Annotated in this window: 17 protein-coding genes and 2 pseudogenes; 10 read left to right on the top strand and 9 right to left on the bottom strand. The window is 43.4% G+C overall.

Going from position 1 to position 15584, the window contains the following annotated elements; translation table 11 throughout:
* A partial coding sequence (locus KWJ01_RS13910) for an SDR family oxidoreductase (protein ID WP_224997129.1) occupies positions 1-312 on the top strand: 312 nt, incomplete at its 5' end.
* Between the two features lie 31 nt (positions 313-343).
* Positions 344-676, top strand: a complete 333-nt coding sequence (locus tag KWJ01_RS13905; RefSeq protein WP_224997128.1) for a nuclear transport factor 2 family protein — start codon at positions 344-346, stop codon at positions 674-676.
* 216 nt (positions 677-892) lie between these two features.
* Here KWJ01_RS13905 and KWJ01_RS13900 read toward each other — a convergent pair whose 3' ends face one another.
* Both KWJ01_RS13900 and KWJ01_RS13895 read right to left on the bottom strand, forming a co-directional pair.
* Entirely contained in the window at positions 893-1519 is a 627-nt protein-coding gene (locus tag KWJ01_RS13900) for a chloramphenicol acetyltransferase (protein WP_224997126.1), read from the bottom strand.
* Positions 1520-1521: 2 nt separating this feature from the next.
* On the bottom strand, positions 1522-2214 hold the full coding sequence (locus KWJ01_RS13895; RefSeq protein ID WP_224997124.1) for an HAD family hydrolase: 693 nt from the start codon (positions 2212-2214) through the stop codon (positions 1522-1524).
* A gap of 80 nt (positions 2215-2294) precedes the next feature.
* Here KWJ01_RS13895 and KWJ01_RS13890 point away from each other — a divergent pair, with 80 nt between their 5' ends.
* The 8 genes from KWJ01_RS13890 (at position 2295) to KWJ01_RS13855 (ending at position 8722) form a co-directional block, all read left to right on the top strand.
* Positions 2295-2861 (top strand): Crp/Fnr family transcriptional regulator, encoded by a 567-nt coding sequence (locus KWJ01_RS13890; RefSeq protein ID WP_224997123.1) that lies wholly within the window; start codon positions 2295-2297, stop codon positions 2859-2861.
* 52 nt (positions 2862-2913) lie between these two features.
* Positions 2914-3789 carry a LytTR family DNA-binding domain-containing protein gene (locus KWJ01_RS13885; protein WP_224997122.1) on the top strand — a complete coding sequence of 292 codons (876 nt, stop codon included), beginning with the start codon at positions 2914-2916 and terminating at the stop codon, positions 3787-3789.
* A 103-nt stretch (positions 3790-3892) separates the two neighbouring features.
* The gene (locus KWJ01_RS13880; RefSeq protein ID WP_224997121.1) at positions 3893-4741 is read left to right on the top strand and encodes a hypothetical protein; all 849 of its coding nucleotides are present in this window, start codon (positions 3893-3895) and stop codon (positions 4739-4741) included.
* A 20-nt stretch (positions 4742-4761) separates the two neighbouring features.
* The gene (locus KWJ01_RS13875) at positions 4762-5778 is read left to right on the top strand and encodes a S41 family peptidase (RefSeq protein ID WP_224997120.1); all 1017 of its coding nucleotides are present in this window, start codon (positions 4762-4764) and stop codon (positions 5776-5778) included.
* A gap of 365 nt (positions 5779-6143) precedes the next feature.
* Entirely contained in the window at positions 6144-6296 is a 153-nt protein-coding gene (locus KWJ01_RS28335; protein WP_224997119.1) for a DUF418 domain-containing protein, read from the top strand.
* A gap of 191 nt (positions 6297-6487) precedes the next feature.
* Positions 6488-7015, top strand: coding sequence for a GNAT family N-acetyltransferase (locus tag KWJ01_RS13865; protein ID WP_224997118.1), 528 nt, complete (start codon positions 6488-6490; stop codon positions 7013-7015).
* A 128-nt stretch (positions 7016-7143) separates the two neighbouring features.
* Entirely contained in the window at positions 7144-7722 is a 579-nt protein-coding gene (gene nudK, locus KWJ01_RS13860) for a GDP-mannose pyrophosphatase NudK (RefSeq protein WP_224997117.1), read from the top strand.
* Between the two features lie 94 nt (positions 7723-7816).
* Complete coding sequence (locus KWJ01_RS13855; protein ID WP_224997115.1) at positions 7817-8722, top strand: zinc metalloprotease; 906 nt, start codon at positions 7817-7819, stop codon at positions 8720-8722.
* A 473-nt stretch (positions 8723-9195) separates the two neighbouring features.
* Here KWJ01_RS13855 and KWJ01_RS13850 read toward each other — a convergent pair whose 3' ends face one another.
* The 7 genes and pseudogenes from KWJ01_RS13850 to KWJ01_RS13820 all read right to left on the bottom strand — a co-directional run.
* Positions 9196-9579 (bottom strand): hypothetical protein, encoded by a 384-nt coding sequence (locus tag KWJ01_RS13850; protein WP_224997114.1) that lies wholly within the window; start codon positions 9577-9579, stop codon positions 9196-9198.
* A 248-nt stretch (positions 9580-9827) separates the two neighbouring features.
* Entirely contained in the window at positions 9828-10511 is a 684-nt protein-coding gene (locus tag KWJ01_RS13845; protein WP_224997112.1) for a carbonic anhydrase family protein, read from the bottom strand.
* Positions 10468-12084 carry a SulP family inorganic anion transporter gene (locus tag KWJ01_RS13840; protein ID WP_224997110.1) on the bottom strand — a complete coding sequence of 539 codons (1617 nt, stop codon included), beginning with the start codon at positions 12082-12084 and terminating at the stop codon, positions 10468-10470. The genes KWJ01_RS13845 and KWJ01_RS13840 overlap by 44 nt, the downstream gene beginning before the upstream one ends.
* A gap of 74 nt (positions 12085-12158) precedes the next feature.
* Positions 12159-13523 (bottom strand): HAMP domain-containing sensor histidine kinase, encoded by a 1365-nt coding sequence (locus tag KWJ01_RS13835; protein WP_224997108.1) that lies wholly within the window; start codon positions 13521-13523, stop codon positions 12159-12161.
* The gene (locus KWJ01_RS13830; RefSeq protein WP_224997106.1) at positions 13520-14209 is read right to left on the bottom strand and encodes a response regulator transcription factor; all 690 of its coding nucleotides are present in this window, start codon (positions 14207-14209) and stop codon (positions 13520-13522) included. The genes KWJ01_RS13835 and KWJ01_RS13830 overlap by 4 nt, the downstream gene beginning before the upstream one ends.
* A gap of 154 nt (positions 14210-14363) precedes the next feature.
* Positions 14364-14747: pseudogene (locus tag KWJ01_RS13825) on the bottom strand (DUF4291 family protein); the annotation flags it as partial.
* 400 nt (positions 14748-15147) lie between these two features.
* Positions 15148-15584, bottom strand: a pseudogene (locus KWJ01_RS13820) (gfo/Idh/MocA family oxidoreductase); the annotation flags it as partial.

The raw sequence follows: 15584 nt of genomic DNA, 5'->3' as shown, positions 1-15584 counted from the left end.
GGTTTAATCAATTACAGCAAAGCATTGTCAAAGGAGGTTTCCCCTCAAGGCGTGCGAGTGCTCACCGTTTCACCCGGATGGATCATGACTACCTCTGCCAAGAGAATGATGGAGCGCATAGCCCAAAGCTCGAGCAGTACTATAGAGCAAGCCACGCAAAGCGTGATGGATGCATTAGGCGGAATACCCATGGGCAGACCTGCAAAGCCTGAAGAAATTGCCGAATTTGTCGGCTTTTTGGTATCGCCAAGAGCAGGTTATCTGACCGGTACGGAATACATCATTGACGGAGGAACAATTCCAACTATCTAATATGCTGAATCACCATTCAAATACATTAATTATGAAAACGATGAACTTACCAAACGAGGTACTAGATTTAGTGAATGCACAAGCTAATCACGACAGCGCAGCTTTTGCTGATTGTTTTTCAGAAAATGCCGTTGTGTTTGACGAGGGTAAAACGCACAAAGGAAAGGCTGAAATTAAACATTGGATTAGTGAAGCAAACAATAAGTACAATACTATTATAAAGCCACTGAAATATACCCATTGTGAAACAACAGGTGTTTTGTTAGCAGAAATTTCAGGCACATTTGAAGGAAGTCCACTTATACTAAACTATAATTTTGTATTCAGAGACGGCCTAATCCAGTCGCTGAAGATTGGTGGCTAAAAGTAAAGGTCATCAATCTGTTTTGTATCAACAGGGTTTGCCCAGGAGAGGGGTTTTAATATCAAAATTGACTCCTGGAGAATCAAGTTTATCTTATTGAATGCTTTTGGTTTGCTCCTAAAATCGAAAGTTTTAAGTTTTCTTAAATATAGTCCCATCTTGATTGCCACCTTTGCCAATCGTTGCATCCTATGAAAGGAGCTAGCTACCGCAATTCTAAACTTCATTCAGCAGTTCCTGAAATCTGTCAACGAATAACCCTACGTGGTAGCCGTCCATCAACCCGTGGTGTACGTGGATGGAAACAGGCATTGTTTTTTGCCCCTGTTTTTCTGTTACTTTTCCAAACGAGATTTTAGGGGAGCTATCAGGGAAGGAAAAGCTTCTTGCATGAGAAAGTGCGGAAAAATTAAGCCAGGGTAATGCGGAAACGAGAATGACATTTTCGCTTGGAGCTGCGGTTACTAACGAATTTGTCTTTTGTACCTTATCTATTTCCTGTAAAGCCTTTTCATAAAAAATGGGCTCTTCTTTGTGATAATCCAGGTAGGCAAAACCAAAGGTATTGTTGGCACGGCTGATGGTTGGGGAAGCATTTATCTGATCGAAAAGATAAACTTTATCATCAATAATCCTGTATCGGAAATTCTCTATTTCATTGGCGGTTTTTAAGGCCCTGTAGAGATAGTACAAAAAAAATGATTGCTTCTTTTCTTTAACAAGATGGTAGGCTTTTGTGCAATCTACTGTAACTGTGACACCAAAGAAAGGCTCCTCAAACCTGGAGAAAAAGTGGTAGTGTTCTTTTCTGCTCCACCCCTCTATGTTGAATAGGGTTTTCATAACTATACTATATATTGTAAAATTTCATTGATATGCTTTAGTTCTAGCAAGCGGTCGTGTTGCAAATGATCATGGTGTTGTTCGTGTGTCCAGGTAAGGCGATAAGGGATATGAGCAGCAAACCCTCCAATTTCCAACACCGGAAGCACATCGGATTTTATAGAATTCCCCAACATCATAAAATGTCCAGGCTCGCAATCCAGGTGTATCAGCAGTTTTTGGTAATCGCTTGCTTTTTTATCGCTCATTATTTCAATGTGGTGGAAATAATGTTCCAGGCCAGAGTTCTTCAGCTTTCGCTCCTGGTCTAACAAATCACCTTTGGTGGCCACCACCAGCCTGTATTTTCCTTTCAGCTGTTCCAGGGTTTCCTGTACCCCTGGCAGCAGTTCGATAGGTCTTTGCAAAAGCTCCTGGCCAAGTTGTAAAATCTTATCCGCCAAGCCAAAGGATGCGCTGTGATTGGTGATCCTGCTGGCTGTTTCTATCATACAGAGTACGAAGCCTTTGATGCCATATCCATACAAAGACAGGTTTCTCATTTCAGTTTTAAGCAATTCCTCAGAAATAGCATGTTGTGGCAGATAATCTTTTAGCAAAGTACAAAACTCCCTTTCTGCTTCCTGGAAATAAGGTTCGTTGATCCACAGTGTGTCATCTGCATCAAAGGCAATGCTTTTTACCCCATTTTTCATTTTCTTACATTCGGCTTTATAATGATGCAAAATTCAAAAGGGCGATTATTTAAAAAAAGGACATTTGTCCCAACGGATTTATGTTAAGAACAAACCAATCGTTTTTAGCTTATGCACAAACACTTTATGCAAAGCAGGACCAAAATGAAACCATAAGCCTAAAGCATTATACAAAAGGGCAAAAATTACTACGCCAGAACGAAGTTGCTACCAAGGTAATGCTGATTGCAGATGGCATCACGAAATGTTTTTTCACCGAGCCAAATGACAAAGAATACATCCTGGAATTCCTGGGAAAAGGCGAAATTATTGGGGAGATAGAATGTATCAGGAATATCCCCTGCTTGTGCTCTATAGAAGCGATGACAGATGTAAGCATTTATGCCTTCTCCATTCCCCTCTTCCAATCCCTGTTGAAAAAGGATTTAGGGCTCAATGCCTTGCTGATCGATGCTTTTGCCCAGCGCATTATCAATACAGCCAGCCGGGCCTCTTACCAACAGCTGTACACGGTAGAGCATAGTTTGGCCAAACTACTGGCCTTACAGGCAAAACAGGAAATATCCTTATCCAAAGAAGACATGGCTTCGTATCTGGGCATTACGCTAAGAAGTTTAAATCGTGGATTGAAGAACCTGCAAGCATAATCCTTTCAGAATTTTTCGGAGATTTGTCCTGTAAGGATTTAATGAGGGATGCATGATTAAACATCTTAAGGGGAGCATATTTCGCAACCTGCTGCTTTATAGCCTGGTATGCAGCCACTTCATTATACAGCTGGGAAGAGATGAAAGTATCTTTGAATTCCTCACCTCCCCCTGGTATTATCTGGACATGGGCTATACGGTAGCGATCAATCTTATGCTCTGGTCCTACATCTATGTTGTTTTTATAGGTACCCAAGAAAAATACCCCATCCAAACTGCCTTGATACCGGGATTGATCAGGCAGTTTTGCTTGAGCCTGCTATTACCGGTGCTGCTGGTAATTTTAATTGCCTGGGGCTACAAGCGTTGGGTGTGGGAAGAAAACATACAAGAATCAGGCTTTTTCCTGTACGAGTTTTATTTCGTTGTAGTCCTTATTTTACTTTTCAATTTATTCCTCTACACAAGAGCGCTCTGGCAACAGCTACAGCAAGGGCAAGTCCACACTCCACCCGTTCTTATCGGCGACAACAACTCATTAAGGGAGAGTATAGTAGAGGAGCAGCCAGAAGCAGAACCGCAAACTTTGTTGGTAGCATCGGGAGAAAAGGTGGTGGTACTAAACCTTAGCGATATTGCCTTGTGCCAGCTGGAGCAAAGTACCGTCTTCATCCACACGATGGAAGGCAAACACTACCGCTATTCTGGCACCCTTGAAAAGCTGGAAAAATTGTTACCTCCCGCCCAGTTTTATAGGCTAAACAGGCAGCACATTGTAAAACACGACAACTGCCTGCATTATGTGGTGCAGCGTTCAGGCAAAATTGAGCTTAGCGTAAAGCATGGAACAGCAGAGCCCCTCATCATTAGCCAAAAGAGAGCCGGCGACTTTAAAATTTGGATCCGAAAAACCCTGACTTCAGCCTAGAAAGGCCTTGATTTGGCAGCCAACTGCCATACTTCAATCTTTAGCTCCCCTTTTTGATAGAAAGAGAGCCTAATTTTGAAGCGGATTCAAGACCTAAAGAACTATGCGAAGTGTTCGTCTTTTTTACTTTTTTTTAGTGCTGGCAGGCTCGCTGTGCTGTACACCCGGAGCATTTGCCCAAGACCTGAACCACAAAAACGAGCTGCAGCTACAGTGGGGCCTGCGGCAGTACATGCGCCAGGATTTCCTGTTTTCTCCCATGCTGTACCAGGGAAATTCTTTGCTGAATGCCCGGCTCAACTATAGGCGTCAGCGAAACAGCAGCATTCACCTGTTTGGTATTTCCGCTGGCCAGTACAACATGGGATCGGGACCGCTATACCGGTATCTGGAATGGCGTACGCTAGAGGAAGTAGATGCTATCCCTACAACTTTTGTACTACTGGATCTCCATTATGCCTTCCTGAAAACAATCCATAAAGGCAACAAACTAACCTTAAGTGCCGGAGGGATACTAGAGAACGGAACGGGAGCTTTCTTTTGGGGATATGGCGCGCAAAGCTTCTTTGGCTACACCCTTACCACTGGTATTGGCCCGGTGCTACAGGCAAGGTATGCTTTGGGTGCCAAACATGCGCTGGAGGGGAGTTTCTCCATGCCTGTACTCAGCTGGCTTGCCCGCTCCCCTTATGCCGTAAACGATGATGAATTCATCGCCAACCAAAGTTCGCACAGCACCCTTACCACGCTGGGCAATTTATATAAAGACGGCAGCCTGGTTACCATAGATAAACTGCAGAAGCTCAACTGGATGCTCTCTTACAGCCTTTCCCTATCAGAAAGATGGTCAGCTGCCGCTGTATACCAGGGCGAATATTTTCGCTTTTCAGCGCCCCGCAAGGTTGTTGCTATCCGCAATGAGCTTAGCCTTGGCATTACCTATCATTTTTAAACTTTATCAACATTACAATAGTGAAAAAGATCATTTTTGGCTTACTGCTGCTTGGCACGCTGGCTTCCTGCCAGGATATATTATTTGAGCCCGATCCCCAGAACCACCCTCAGGTGATTTATGAGCAATTCATAACAGAATTTGAATCCTTTTATGCCCCATTTGAAGAACGGGCCATCGATTGGCCCGAACTAAAAATAAGGTATGCAAACCAGGCCCAGAATCTGGATTCTGAAGAAGAACTATATAGCCTGCTCACAGCGCTGATGGCAGAATTTGATGATGGCCACATACAGCTCACGACTCCTGGCAGGGAAGTATATTATGCAAACAGCACGTATCGTGAGAAGACTGGTTATGACTTATTCAACAAAGAGGTGATAAGAACAAACTACCTGGCGCCTGGGTCGCTGAAGGAAAACAGTGATGAAGGATATATGCGGGGGATGACGAACGAAGGTGTTTTATACATCCATACAGATTTTGTTGGCGCACAATGGGAGCACCTGGGCCAATGGATACGGAAAAATATAGCGGCCAAAGGTCTGATTTTTGATTTACGCCATAATACCGGCGGTGATTTTACTTATGCCTTCCTGCTGGCAGAGCAACTTGCAGAAGAAAAGAGACTGGTTTTTACCTCCAGAACAAAAAACGGCCCCGGCACCCACGATTACACCTCCTGGCATCCCTGGTACTTAGTTCCAAAAGGAACAGGATACACAAAGCCCATCGTCGTGCTGATTGATGCCTTTACCCTAAGTGCAGCCGAGCGGGCTACCATGGCTTTCGCAACACTACCCAATGTTACACTTGTAGGGGAAAAAACCAATGGCTCCACCTCTACCATGATGGCCCGGGAACTGCAGAATGGCTGGTATTATAGCCTATCCACACAACAAGTCACCTTTGCTGATGGCAACTCGTACGAAGGCAAAGGTTTTCCACCGGATGTACTGGTACAGAATCAGGAGGCCGATCTGGCAGCCGGGAAAGACCGCGTACTGGAGAAAGCCATTGCCCTGATCAACCAATGATGATCCTGCTTTTATATTCCATTTGCTGACAGTTTTCAAGACTGGTTATACCAGCTTTTTATTCACCAGAAGCTATGCGGGCAGTGGTAGCTGTGCCCGCTGCAAGTACCCCCCCCGTGCATCACTGCCGTTGGATGCACTGAAAGGAATAGCTGCTCGGGAGACAGGTACGGGCGTAGCATCGGCTTATTTAGTTATTTCCCCTAAGAATATCATGAATGCACATCAACCCCTTGCTACGAAAGAGCGAGTGCCCATTGTAGATGCTTTCAGAGGATTGGCTTTGCTAGGAATCATTTTAGCGAATGTTATTGTTTATCCCGCTTCGATTAGTGCTGATGTGTTGATCGATAGCCATCATTTAAATGAGGAAATTAACGCTGTTCTGCATGTACTCATTAGTACAAATCTACTTATTGGCATTGGTTTTCTTTGTCCTGCAGGTGTTGACCAGCCATTGGTGGCTGCGCTATTTTTCGCATGGGCCTATTGAATGGATTTGGGAAAAGTTGGCCTGATGCATCATACGCACAGAAACTCCTGTTGCTTCGCCAGTACAGCATGAGTTGGGGAAGTGATTGCCTTACGCTATTGGTGGATCGCTTATTCTACCTAAAGCTGTTGTTAATTTCTGGCTAATTCAGCACTTTTAGCAGCAGCGCTATCCGAACTAACTGGCCTTAGTGGTCAGGAAAAAAAAGACAATTCCATGATCATAGAAATGACAGTAGAGACCAGAAACTTAAGAATCATTCCGTGCACTCCTGAAATATTAGAAGCAGCCATTGCAGGAAATAAAAGCCTTGCAAAAAAATTAGGGGTAACAGTTCCGGAGATCTGGACTGAATTTGGCATCGGCGCATTGCAATACGCTTTTGACAAACTATCAGAAGATGAAGACGAGAGGGGTTGGTGGACGTACTTTCCAATCCATAAACAAGACAACAAATTAATTGGAAGTGGGGGATATAAAGGTAAACCCACAGCAGGGGGGACTGTTGAAATTGGCTACGAGATCGCAACTGACTACCGAAATCGTGGATTGGCAAAAGAATTGGCAGTTGCACTTATCGAAAATGCCTTCAAGGACAAAAGAGTAAAATCAATCATTGCCCACACACTCGCCGAAGAAAACCCTTCCACCAGGGTATTGACGAAAAGTAATTTTGAAAAAGTTGAAGTAATCAATGACCCGGATGATGGACTCATATGGAAATGGGAGTTGAAAAAACAATAAGAATAGATACCCGAATTGCTCGTACTGTAAAATGATATCCATCTTCAGCAACAGTTGGCTGTCAATTCAATATAATTCTTTGATAGCCTTCCATATACGCAACCGAAAATATGTAATCACCAAAGGACATGAATGAACAAGTAAAAATCACCAAAACAGAATTGCTCTCCAACAACTGGTACACCCTTAATAAGGTGACTTATGAATATCAGAAGAAGAATGGAGAATGGGAAACGCAGAGCAGGGAAGCCTACGACAGGGGCAATGGAGCAACAATTCTGCTCTACAACAGGGAAAATAGAACTGTGGTGCTCACCAGGCAATTCAGGCTGCCCACTTTTGTAAATGGTAATAGCAGCGGTATGTTAATCGAGGCCTGCGCAGGTCTTTTGGATAAGGATAATGCTGAAGACTGCATCAGGAAAGAAACAGAGGAAGAAACCGGCTACCGGATATCGAAGGTGCAGAAGATCTTTGAATCCTATATGTCTCCGGGCTCTGTAACGGAGATACTCTACTTCTTCGTTGGCGAGTATTCAAATGAAATGAAGGTAAGCAGCGGAGGAGGCCTGGTAGAGGAGCAGGAAAACATAGAAGTGCTGGAGCTGGATTTCGATCAGGCTTATAACATGATTAATACCGGAGAAATAAAAGATGGTAAAACAATTATGCTGCTTCAGTGGGCTAAAATCCACCAGTTGGTATAAAATCAAATCCTAATGCCGAATATCCGCATGAAACCTAAAAGTGTGTCGCAGCCTCGCTCGCAGTATGCATAGCTCTATCATTACTCTTAATCCTTTGAAACGTTTATTCCCTTGCCTTCTGTTTCTTCAAGTGTTGTTTGCTGCCTGTAACAAATCTGAACCTACACCCACTCCAGAGATAACAGAAGATGAAATCATACAGATCCCTGTAGTAGTACATGTTATCTATGATCTGGAGATTTTTAACATTAGTGATGAGAAGATTGCTTCTCAGGTAGCGGTGCTGAACCATGACTTTAGAAAACGAAATCCGGATCATCTCAACACACCACAGGAGTTCCTGCCCCTGGTAGCAGATGTAGGTATAGAATTCAAACTAGCATCCACAGACCCGAACGGGCAACCAACTAATGGAATTACCAGGACGCAAAGTAAAGTTGATGGTTTTCAGGGCCATGATCCTGGTTTACCAGTGGAGGCGCTTAAGCTGTATTTCACGGAGCAGGGAGGGCATGATGCCTGGCCAACAGATCAATATCTTAATATTTGGGTAGCTGAAATGACAGACCGGCATGGCAATCTAGGGTTAGCCGGGTATGCGCAGGCCCCTGGTGCTGATCCCAGAATAGATGGTGTGGTAATAGATCCACGCGCATTCGGAACTTTGCCTCCATTAGCAGAGGGAAATGGACTTGGAAGAACGGCAACGCATGAAATCGGCCACTGGCTTAATCTTTTACATACTTATGGCAACCCACAGGAGGCTTGCCAGTCAACAGACTTCGTTGAAGACACCCCCACCACCACAGGTCCACATCACGGATCACCCAGCTACCCACAATACTCCTGTGGCAAGAGCAGCATGTTCATGAATTTTATGGATCTGGTGGACGATGAAGCCATGTATATGTTCACACAGGGACAAAGAACAAGAATGCGAGCAGTTTTTGCCAGAAAAGGAAAGCGCTACAGGATGTATCAAAACATCAGCAGATATTAAACTTGATCAAGCCCAAAAGCATTAGCCATAGACCCAAATATTGCCTCCCTGTTTTACCTAACAACACTGTACCACTACTAAAGCAAAGAAAAGTCCATGGTTTTGATATAGGAGGGCTTTGGCAGAAAACTTCAGGTTAATTAGCAAATATAGAAGTACTGCCAGGCAGATCATGTATTTAATGTTAATCTGAGCTATAGATTAAAGCTGCTGATAATCTACCTGTTATCATTTTCTATAGTCAAATACAAGTTCTACAGCTAAATACAAGCCTTCACTCCCCTGAAGAGGGAGATCTGTTTGCTTTTACAGGTGAAATCACCATTCCTGTTTTTATCTGACAGATCCCCGCCTGCGAGGGGATGACGATCAAGGAGCAATTGACGCTGATGCTTACCCATAATTCACGTTAAGTCAGGGGCCTGCACAAACAATGGCTAAATACTATGAGGACATTAGCTTTTTTATACTAGTCACTTTGGCTCAGTCTTCTTACAATCTATATAATCAATTTCCAATCCATCTGGCCACAGAACTCCACCGTATTGACTTTCAGAAATTCTTATAAAGGGTACCTTTACAGTATCGGAACCAGTATAAACATAAAAGAAGTTTGCGTTTGCCGGTTTATAGATCAAATCACCTATTTGAAGTTCAGGTCCACATGTCGGAACAAAATCATGTTCACTTTCATTGTCCGATAAGGTATAATGCCAAATCTCATCAAATCGCTTTACAACAATTTCCCCTTTAAACTCATCCTGAATCAATCCAACATACCTGGCAGGTGATTCACTGCAGTAGTATGCTAAAGCTATAATAGCCACTAGTCCTATGATTAACTTTATCTTATTCATAATCAAAGATACGCATGCAGCTCAGCAAGCATTTTCAACAACTTCGGGCAGCACCCTGATTACTGCATTTAGCTCTTATGCATCTTACCCTTTAGCTGTTTTCCAGATAATAGTCTGCAATGGGCACTCGGGATGAACAGCTTAACAATAATTAGGAGCCCCTTTAATATACAGTTTTACAGACCAACGATTTTTTAGAAACCCATGCAAGGATTGGCAGCTACTGTTCTATCTCTTCAATGCCCATATCAACGATTCTTATTACGGATGGCCTTGATGCCGGATGCATCATTGATCAAGGTTTCAGGGTAAAACTCTACCAAGCCTGTTTCCAGGTTATACATAGCACCAATGATTGCAATCTCACCCTGCTCAATCATTTGCTCCAGAATATAGCTGCGTTCCACAATGGCATAAACCGAGCGCTTTACATTGATCATGGCTACATTTTCTACAAATGTTTCATTGGAGGAATTTCTATGAGTCATCTCAGTAGTAATTGTTTCCTGATAAACAGCAGGATGCAGTTTGGAAAGTAACTCTGTGAGATTTCCCATTTCCACATTATCACAGGCGCCCTTTACCGCACCGCATCTGCTGTGGCCCAATACCACTAAAAGCTTAGAACCAGCTATTTTACAGGCAAACTCCATGCTGCCGATGATGTCGGTATTAACAATGTTGCCGGCAATTCTGATGGAAAAGATATCACCGAGGCCCTGGTCAAAGATCAGTTCGGCGGAGGTGCGGCTGTCAATGCAGCTCAGGATGGTGGCAAAAGGCCACTGTCCGTTTCTGGTTTCATTGGCTTGCTGCAGGATATCTCGGTTCCTTTTCAGGTTATTCACAAAACGGAGGTTGCCTTCTTTCAGGTACTCCAGTGCTTTATTAGGCGTGATACTCGACTGTGTCTCTTTGGTCAATACTTGCATGGGGAACAGAAGTTATATGAGTATAATGATGAAGCTTATAGGCCTCGCGGAAACCAGTAAGGTTTACCTTGATTTGTTTTTCCTGCGACCCTCGCTCAAGAAAATCTTTGATTAACTGTAGTACGTCATGATCTATATATACCGTATTGGAAGCATCTATCACCACTGTACTTTTTTCCGGTAAATGTATCAGGGTTTGCTTGATGGCTGCTTTGTTCAAAAACGATACTTCCTGCGCCAGGTCAATCCGAATGGTTTCCCCCTGATAGTGCTCTTCTTTGTTGAAGAAATAAGCAAGCTTTAAATTGCCCTTCAGGATAAAGAATATACTTACCGCCAGGCCAATGCCTACTCCAACCAGCAAATCGGTAAATACCACCGCCAATACTGTAACCACAAAGGGGATAAACTGATATTTACCGCTATGCCACATATGCTTGAACACTGCAGGGCTTGCCAGTTTAAATCCAATCATAATCAGTACAGCAGCCAGGGTAGCCAAAGGAATCTTATTAAGTAAGCCTGGAATTGCCACCACGGCCGTCAACAGAAACACCCCATGTGCCACAGCAGATAACTTGGTTTTAGCACCTGAATTAATGTTGGCAGAGGTTCTTACGATAACTGAGGTAATAGGTATGCCGCCAATCAGACCGCTGATCATGTTGCCAATTCCTTGTGCCTTGAGCTCGGTATTGGTGTTGGTAAATCGTTTCTCAGGATCTATTTTATCGGCAGCCTCTATGCAAAGCAGTGATTCTACGCTGGCTACAATGGCAATGGTAAGGGCTACTATCCATACCTGCGGATTTACAAAGGCCGTAAAATCTGGCAGGGTAAACTGACCCATAAATTCATCGAACGTAGCGGGCATAGGAAGGCTTACCAGGTGCTCCTGATCAATGGCCAGGGATGATCCGCTTAAGATGAAAAGTTCGTTCAGGATTGTACCTGCCACCACCGCCACCAGGGCTCCGGGCAGGGCTTTCAGTCGTTTTAAATATGCAACTTTATTAAAGGCGATCAGGATGGCCAGAGAGACCAGCGTAACCATCACTGCCCCCAAATGCAGGTAATTCACAGTATCTAGCAGGGCGGTAAAGGAATTGTGACCTGTACCAGGTTCCTGAAAAGAAAAATCTCCTTCATAATCTGCATCATAGCCAAAAGCATGGGGAATTTGCTTTAAAATAATTATGATGCCAATGGCCGTCAGCATTCCTTCAATTACATTGGATGGAAAATAATTGGAGATTGTACCGGCTTTAGCATAACCCAGCACCAGCTGCATAGCTCCCGCCAATACTACAGCCAGCAGAAATACCTCATAAGAACCCAGGGTGGTAATGGCAGACAACACAATGGCTGTAAGACCTGCCGCAGGACCGGCCACGCTCAGTTGCGAATTGCTTAGGAGCCCTATTACAATACCGCCCACTACACCTGAAATGATGCCGGCAAACAAAGGAGCCCCACTGGCCAGTGCAATGCCAAGACAAAGGGGCAGCGCAATCAGAAAAACAACCGAACCCGATAATACATCTGACTTAAGATGTTTGAAAGTAAAACCCATTGATCTTCACTCATGCTTGTTGAACTGTAAAAGTGGAGTTAAGCAGCTTAAAAAGACCTTAAAAAGAATAAATTTTAGCTTAATGGAAATATTATACTGAAAACATTGAGGTTCTGCTCTTCTGAGCGATAAAAAATCTGGCCTCCATGTATGTCCATAATCTTATGCACAAACACCAGGCCCAGGCCAAATCCCAGTTTATCCTGGCTATTTTCCCCACGGAAAAAGCGCTGGAAGATCGAAGGCTCCTCCCATGTTTGGAGAATAGGCCCCTTGTTGGTGAAGTTTATCCGCAGCTGGGTAGGATCATTGTCGATGTCAATTCTGGCTTTATGATCACTGCTGTACTGGATGCAATTCATCATGATGTTCATTAAGGCTGCTTTGAGCAAGCGGTCGTTGGCGAGTACAGTAAAACTATTGTCATTGTCGGTACTCTGCGTATATTCGATGCTGAACTGAAATTCTGGGTGGAGCCGTTTGAGTTCATCGGCCAGGTCGAAAATCAGTTCATCTACCCGCACCTGTGTCTGTAGCGCAATATTTTCCGATTCTGTTTTGGCAATCTCTAGTAAGTAATTAATGATCTCGTTGAGATTCATCGTCTGATCTTTCTGAATCTTGATCAACTCAACCATTTTATTACGGTCTGTTTCCTTTTCTATCTTTTCAAAGTTAGAGACCAGTATCGCGATGGGTGTTTTCAGTTCATGAGAAATATGGTGAACCGCATGTTTCTGGAAAGAGTATGCCGCTTTCATCCTGTTCATGAGTTCATTAAAACGTAGTGTTAAAATGGCCACTTCATTTTTGGAAGCGGGAAAAGGCAGTGCCGCGGGGCTTACTTCAAAATCATACTCATTAATCTGTTTGGTCAGCTGTACAATGGGATGGGTAATTCTTCTTGCCAGGTAATGTGACATGACGATCACTATAATCAGCATACATAAGAAAGTAAGAGACAGCTCGTACTTCAGGTAATTCAGATTATGATTGCCCGATACATCATATGCCTTGCTGATGCCATAATATGCTTGGTTGCCCAATTTATAGTACATGCCCGTAACATCATATTGCCCATCCTTATGGGCTAGCCAGGGTGCCTCAGGCGAAAGTTTCTCCAGCAGTTTTTGTGCATAGGGAATCTGGGTATCGTCAATACTTGAGTAGATTAGCCTTTTTCCCTCATCAAAGATCAGTAGCTTTTCATCATAGAGCTCGTTAATGGTGATTTGATCCATGGCTCTGATCACCTGCTCATCAATGTTCCGTACCTTGGTAAGCAATTTAAGGGTGGTGACGATCTTGGTTTTCTGCTGATCATGAAACTCCTCTGCCCGGTATTCATAAAACAATTCATATATAAATACCAGCGCAACGCCCACCAGCAGAATGGTCACAACCGAAAAGTATATCAGTATCTTCTTACGGATGCTCATGATTCCTCAAAATAATAGCCAAAGCCAATCTTCGTTTTAATGGAATCTTTGTCAAAAGGCTTGTCTACCTTTTTGCGCAGGAAGTTAATATATACTTCAATGGTATTGGTGTTAGTATCTACCGAGGTTCCCCAGATTTCCCTTATCAGGTCCTTTTTCAGTACAAGTTCTCCCTTCGCTCTGATCAAACGATACAAGATTTGAAATTCACGGGGAGTGAGTGGTATCTCAATTCCCCCGCGGGTAATTTTCTTATTGACCAGGTGTATGACTATATCCCCGGCCACCAGGGTAGCATCTGCTTCGTCGGCTCTGGCCTCCATGTTTCTTCTTTTAAGCAGGGAGTGGATTCGCAGGAGTAGCTCCTTCATGTAAAAGGGTTTTGTCAGGAAATCATCTGCCCCGCATTGATATCCCTGAACCTTATCCTCGATCTGATCGAAAGCAGTGAGCATCAGGACCGGGGTATGTGAATTGTGCAGACGAAATTCTTTGCATAGCTCATACCCATTTTTATAGGGAAGATTAATGTCCAGAATAATACAATCCCATCTTTCCTTTTTCAGCATTTTTTCTGCAATCAACCCATCATAGGAGGTCGACACAACCATCTGATCTTCAGTCAAAGCCTCTTTAATATTATTGTTGAGGGTAGGATCATCTTCTATGACTAATATTTTGTGCATAAGGATATAGTGACACACAAAGGTACCGATTAAATAAGGATTGCGGGCAAGCTATTCAACGATTCTCCCCTGCCTGCAGAATTGTAACAACAAGCGATTCATGATTGATGCACTTGAATTTCTTATTCCAGCGCATTCTCCCGGACAAAGGTTCTCAATTACAGCTGCTGGTCAAAAGCTTTAAAGATTCTCCTTTTAATCCCAGTTGAATGGCTCCCTTGGTAAGTTTGTTACCATAAGTATCATGATATGGATCCCATTGTAGCCTTACTTCTTTCTCTTGTAACTGCTGCTTCCATTGCTCATGGTTTTCATAATAGCAAGTAGTGAAGTTGGAAAAGACAGCCTGCCCGAGAATACCTTCAAAATCTGATTTATTGAGCCAGAGTGTCAACACCCGCTCCTGGTATTCCTTATTTCCCCAACCACATCGGAGTATCCTCCACAGAGCGTTAGGTTTGATCCAGGACATGCGGTTATAGTTAAACTCGCTTCCACCTGAAACCTGGTGCTTCACAGCATACTCGGCCATAGAAGGTTTGTATGCCTGCTACACAACAATTGGGTCTTCTGATTGATGCCCTATGATCCGTAGTCATTCCGAGGTAAGCTTCTTCATTGAAGTATAGCACGGTTCTGTTGGAGTTTTCATCTTGCTGTGTTACCACAAAGAGGAGTAGTATGAATTGTTAATTCTTCTTGATACTTGCTTAGTAAGTTTTCAAGAACCAAATAACCTGCTCATGAAACTCCTTCTACACTGTTTAAACCTGGTTATTATTCAGCCTGGCAGGAAAGCAGTCACATCTACAAACTGCTGCTGATTAGGCTAAGGGACGTTTCTGTTGATATATAACAAAGGGATGAACAGCGGTTGAAATTAAAACCATTGTGATAGTTAACTTCTTTTGTAAAGTAATTTCCAGTACCCTCTGAACTTACTCTAAGAAAACTGTTTTGTTTAGACTTGCAGATGCTTTTGCGGCCTCCAGAATTTCTACTACTGTTACGTTAACAGGCAGTCCATATAAGTCAAACTCATCCTGCTTTAATCTGCCTTTTACCACCGAAGCAAATAATGAGAAAGGATCAGTATGTGGATGGGGGCGTGGGGATAGCTTTAGCACCTCTTCAGAACTGCCTGCTGCTAAACGCTGGTGCACAGTAGTGGCGTCCACTGCAAGTGCATAGCCTTTGGTGCCATACACTTCCATATCCTTGCGGGGAAAGGTCCAGTTCCACGACCCCTGGATGACACATTGTGCATTGGGATATTGCAGGATGATTGTTGCTTCATCATCTACATTTTTATAAACATGAGGCTTGTTCTGATGGACTACCGCTGTTACAGAAAGTGGCTTTTCACCTTTCAGGA

The organism is Cesiribacter sp. SM1 (assembly GCF_020178975.1).
Classification (GTDB): Bacteria; Bacteroidota; Bacteroidia; order Cytophagales; family Cyclobacteriaceae; genus Cesiribacter.
The sequence above is the reverse complement of the archived record's forward strand: the minus strand, read 5'-3'. Positions and strand labels throughout refer to the sequence as shown.

Bases quoted from the DNA above. Each gene is read 5' to 3' on its own strand.
- KWJ01_RS13830 (WP_224997106.1), bottom strand. From the start codon at position 14,209: ATGCACAAAATATTAGTCATAGAAGATGATCCTACCCTCAACAATAAT.
- KWJ01_RS13895 (WP_224997124.1), bottom strand. From the start codon at position 2,214: ATGAAAAATGGGGTAAAAAGCATTGCCTTTGATGCAGATGACACACTG.
- KWJ01_RS28335 (WP_224997119.1), top strand. From the start codon at position 6,144: ATGAGGAAATTAACGCTGTTCTGCATGTACTCATTAGTACAAATCTAC.
- KWJ01_RS13845 (WP_224997112.1), bottom strand. From the start codon at position 10,511: ATGCAAGTATTGACCAAAGAGACACAGTCGAGTATCACGCCTAATAAA.
- KWJ01_RS13885 (WP_224997122.1), top strand. From the start codon at position 2,914: ATGATTAAACATCTTAAGGGGAGCATATTTCGCAACCTGCTGCTTTAT.
- KWJ01_RS13840 (WP_224997110.1), bottom strand. From the start codon at position 12,084: ATGGGTTTTACTTTCAAACATCTTAAGTCAGATGTATTATCGGGTTCG.
- KWJ01_RS13850 (WP_224997114.1), bottom strand. From the start codon at position 9,579: ATGAATAAGATAAAGTTAATCATAGGACTAGTGGCTATTATAGCTTTA.
- KWJ01_RS13905 (WP_224997128.1), top strand. From the start codon at position 344: ATGAAAACGATGAACTTACCAAACGAGGTACTAGATTTAGTGAATGCA.
- KWJ01_RS13880 (WP_224997121.1), top strand. From the start codon at position 3,893: ATGCGAAGTGTTCGTCTTTTTTACTTTTTTTTAGTGCTGGCAGGCTCG.
- KWJ01_RS13890 (WP_224997123.1), top strand. From the start codon at position 2,295: ATGTTAAGAACAAACCAATCGTTTTTAGCTTATGCACAAACACTTTAT.
- KWJ01_RS13900 (WP_224997126.1), bottom strand. From the start codon at position 1,519: ATGAAAACCCTATTCAACATAGAGGGGTGGAGCAGAAAAGAACACTAC.
- KWJ01_RS13865 (WP_224997118.1), top strand. From the start codon at position 6,488: ATGATCATAGAAATGACAGTAGAGACCAGAAACTTAAGAATCATTCCG.
- nudK (WP_224997117.1), top strand. From the start codon at position 7,144: ATGAATGAACAAGTAAAAATCACCAAAACAGAATTGCTCTCCAACAAC.
- KWJ01_RS13835 (WP_224997108.1), bottom strand. From the start codon at position 13,523: ATGAGCATCCGTAAGAAGATACTGATATACTTTTCGGTTGTGACCATT.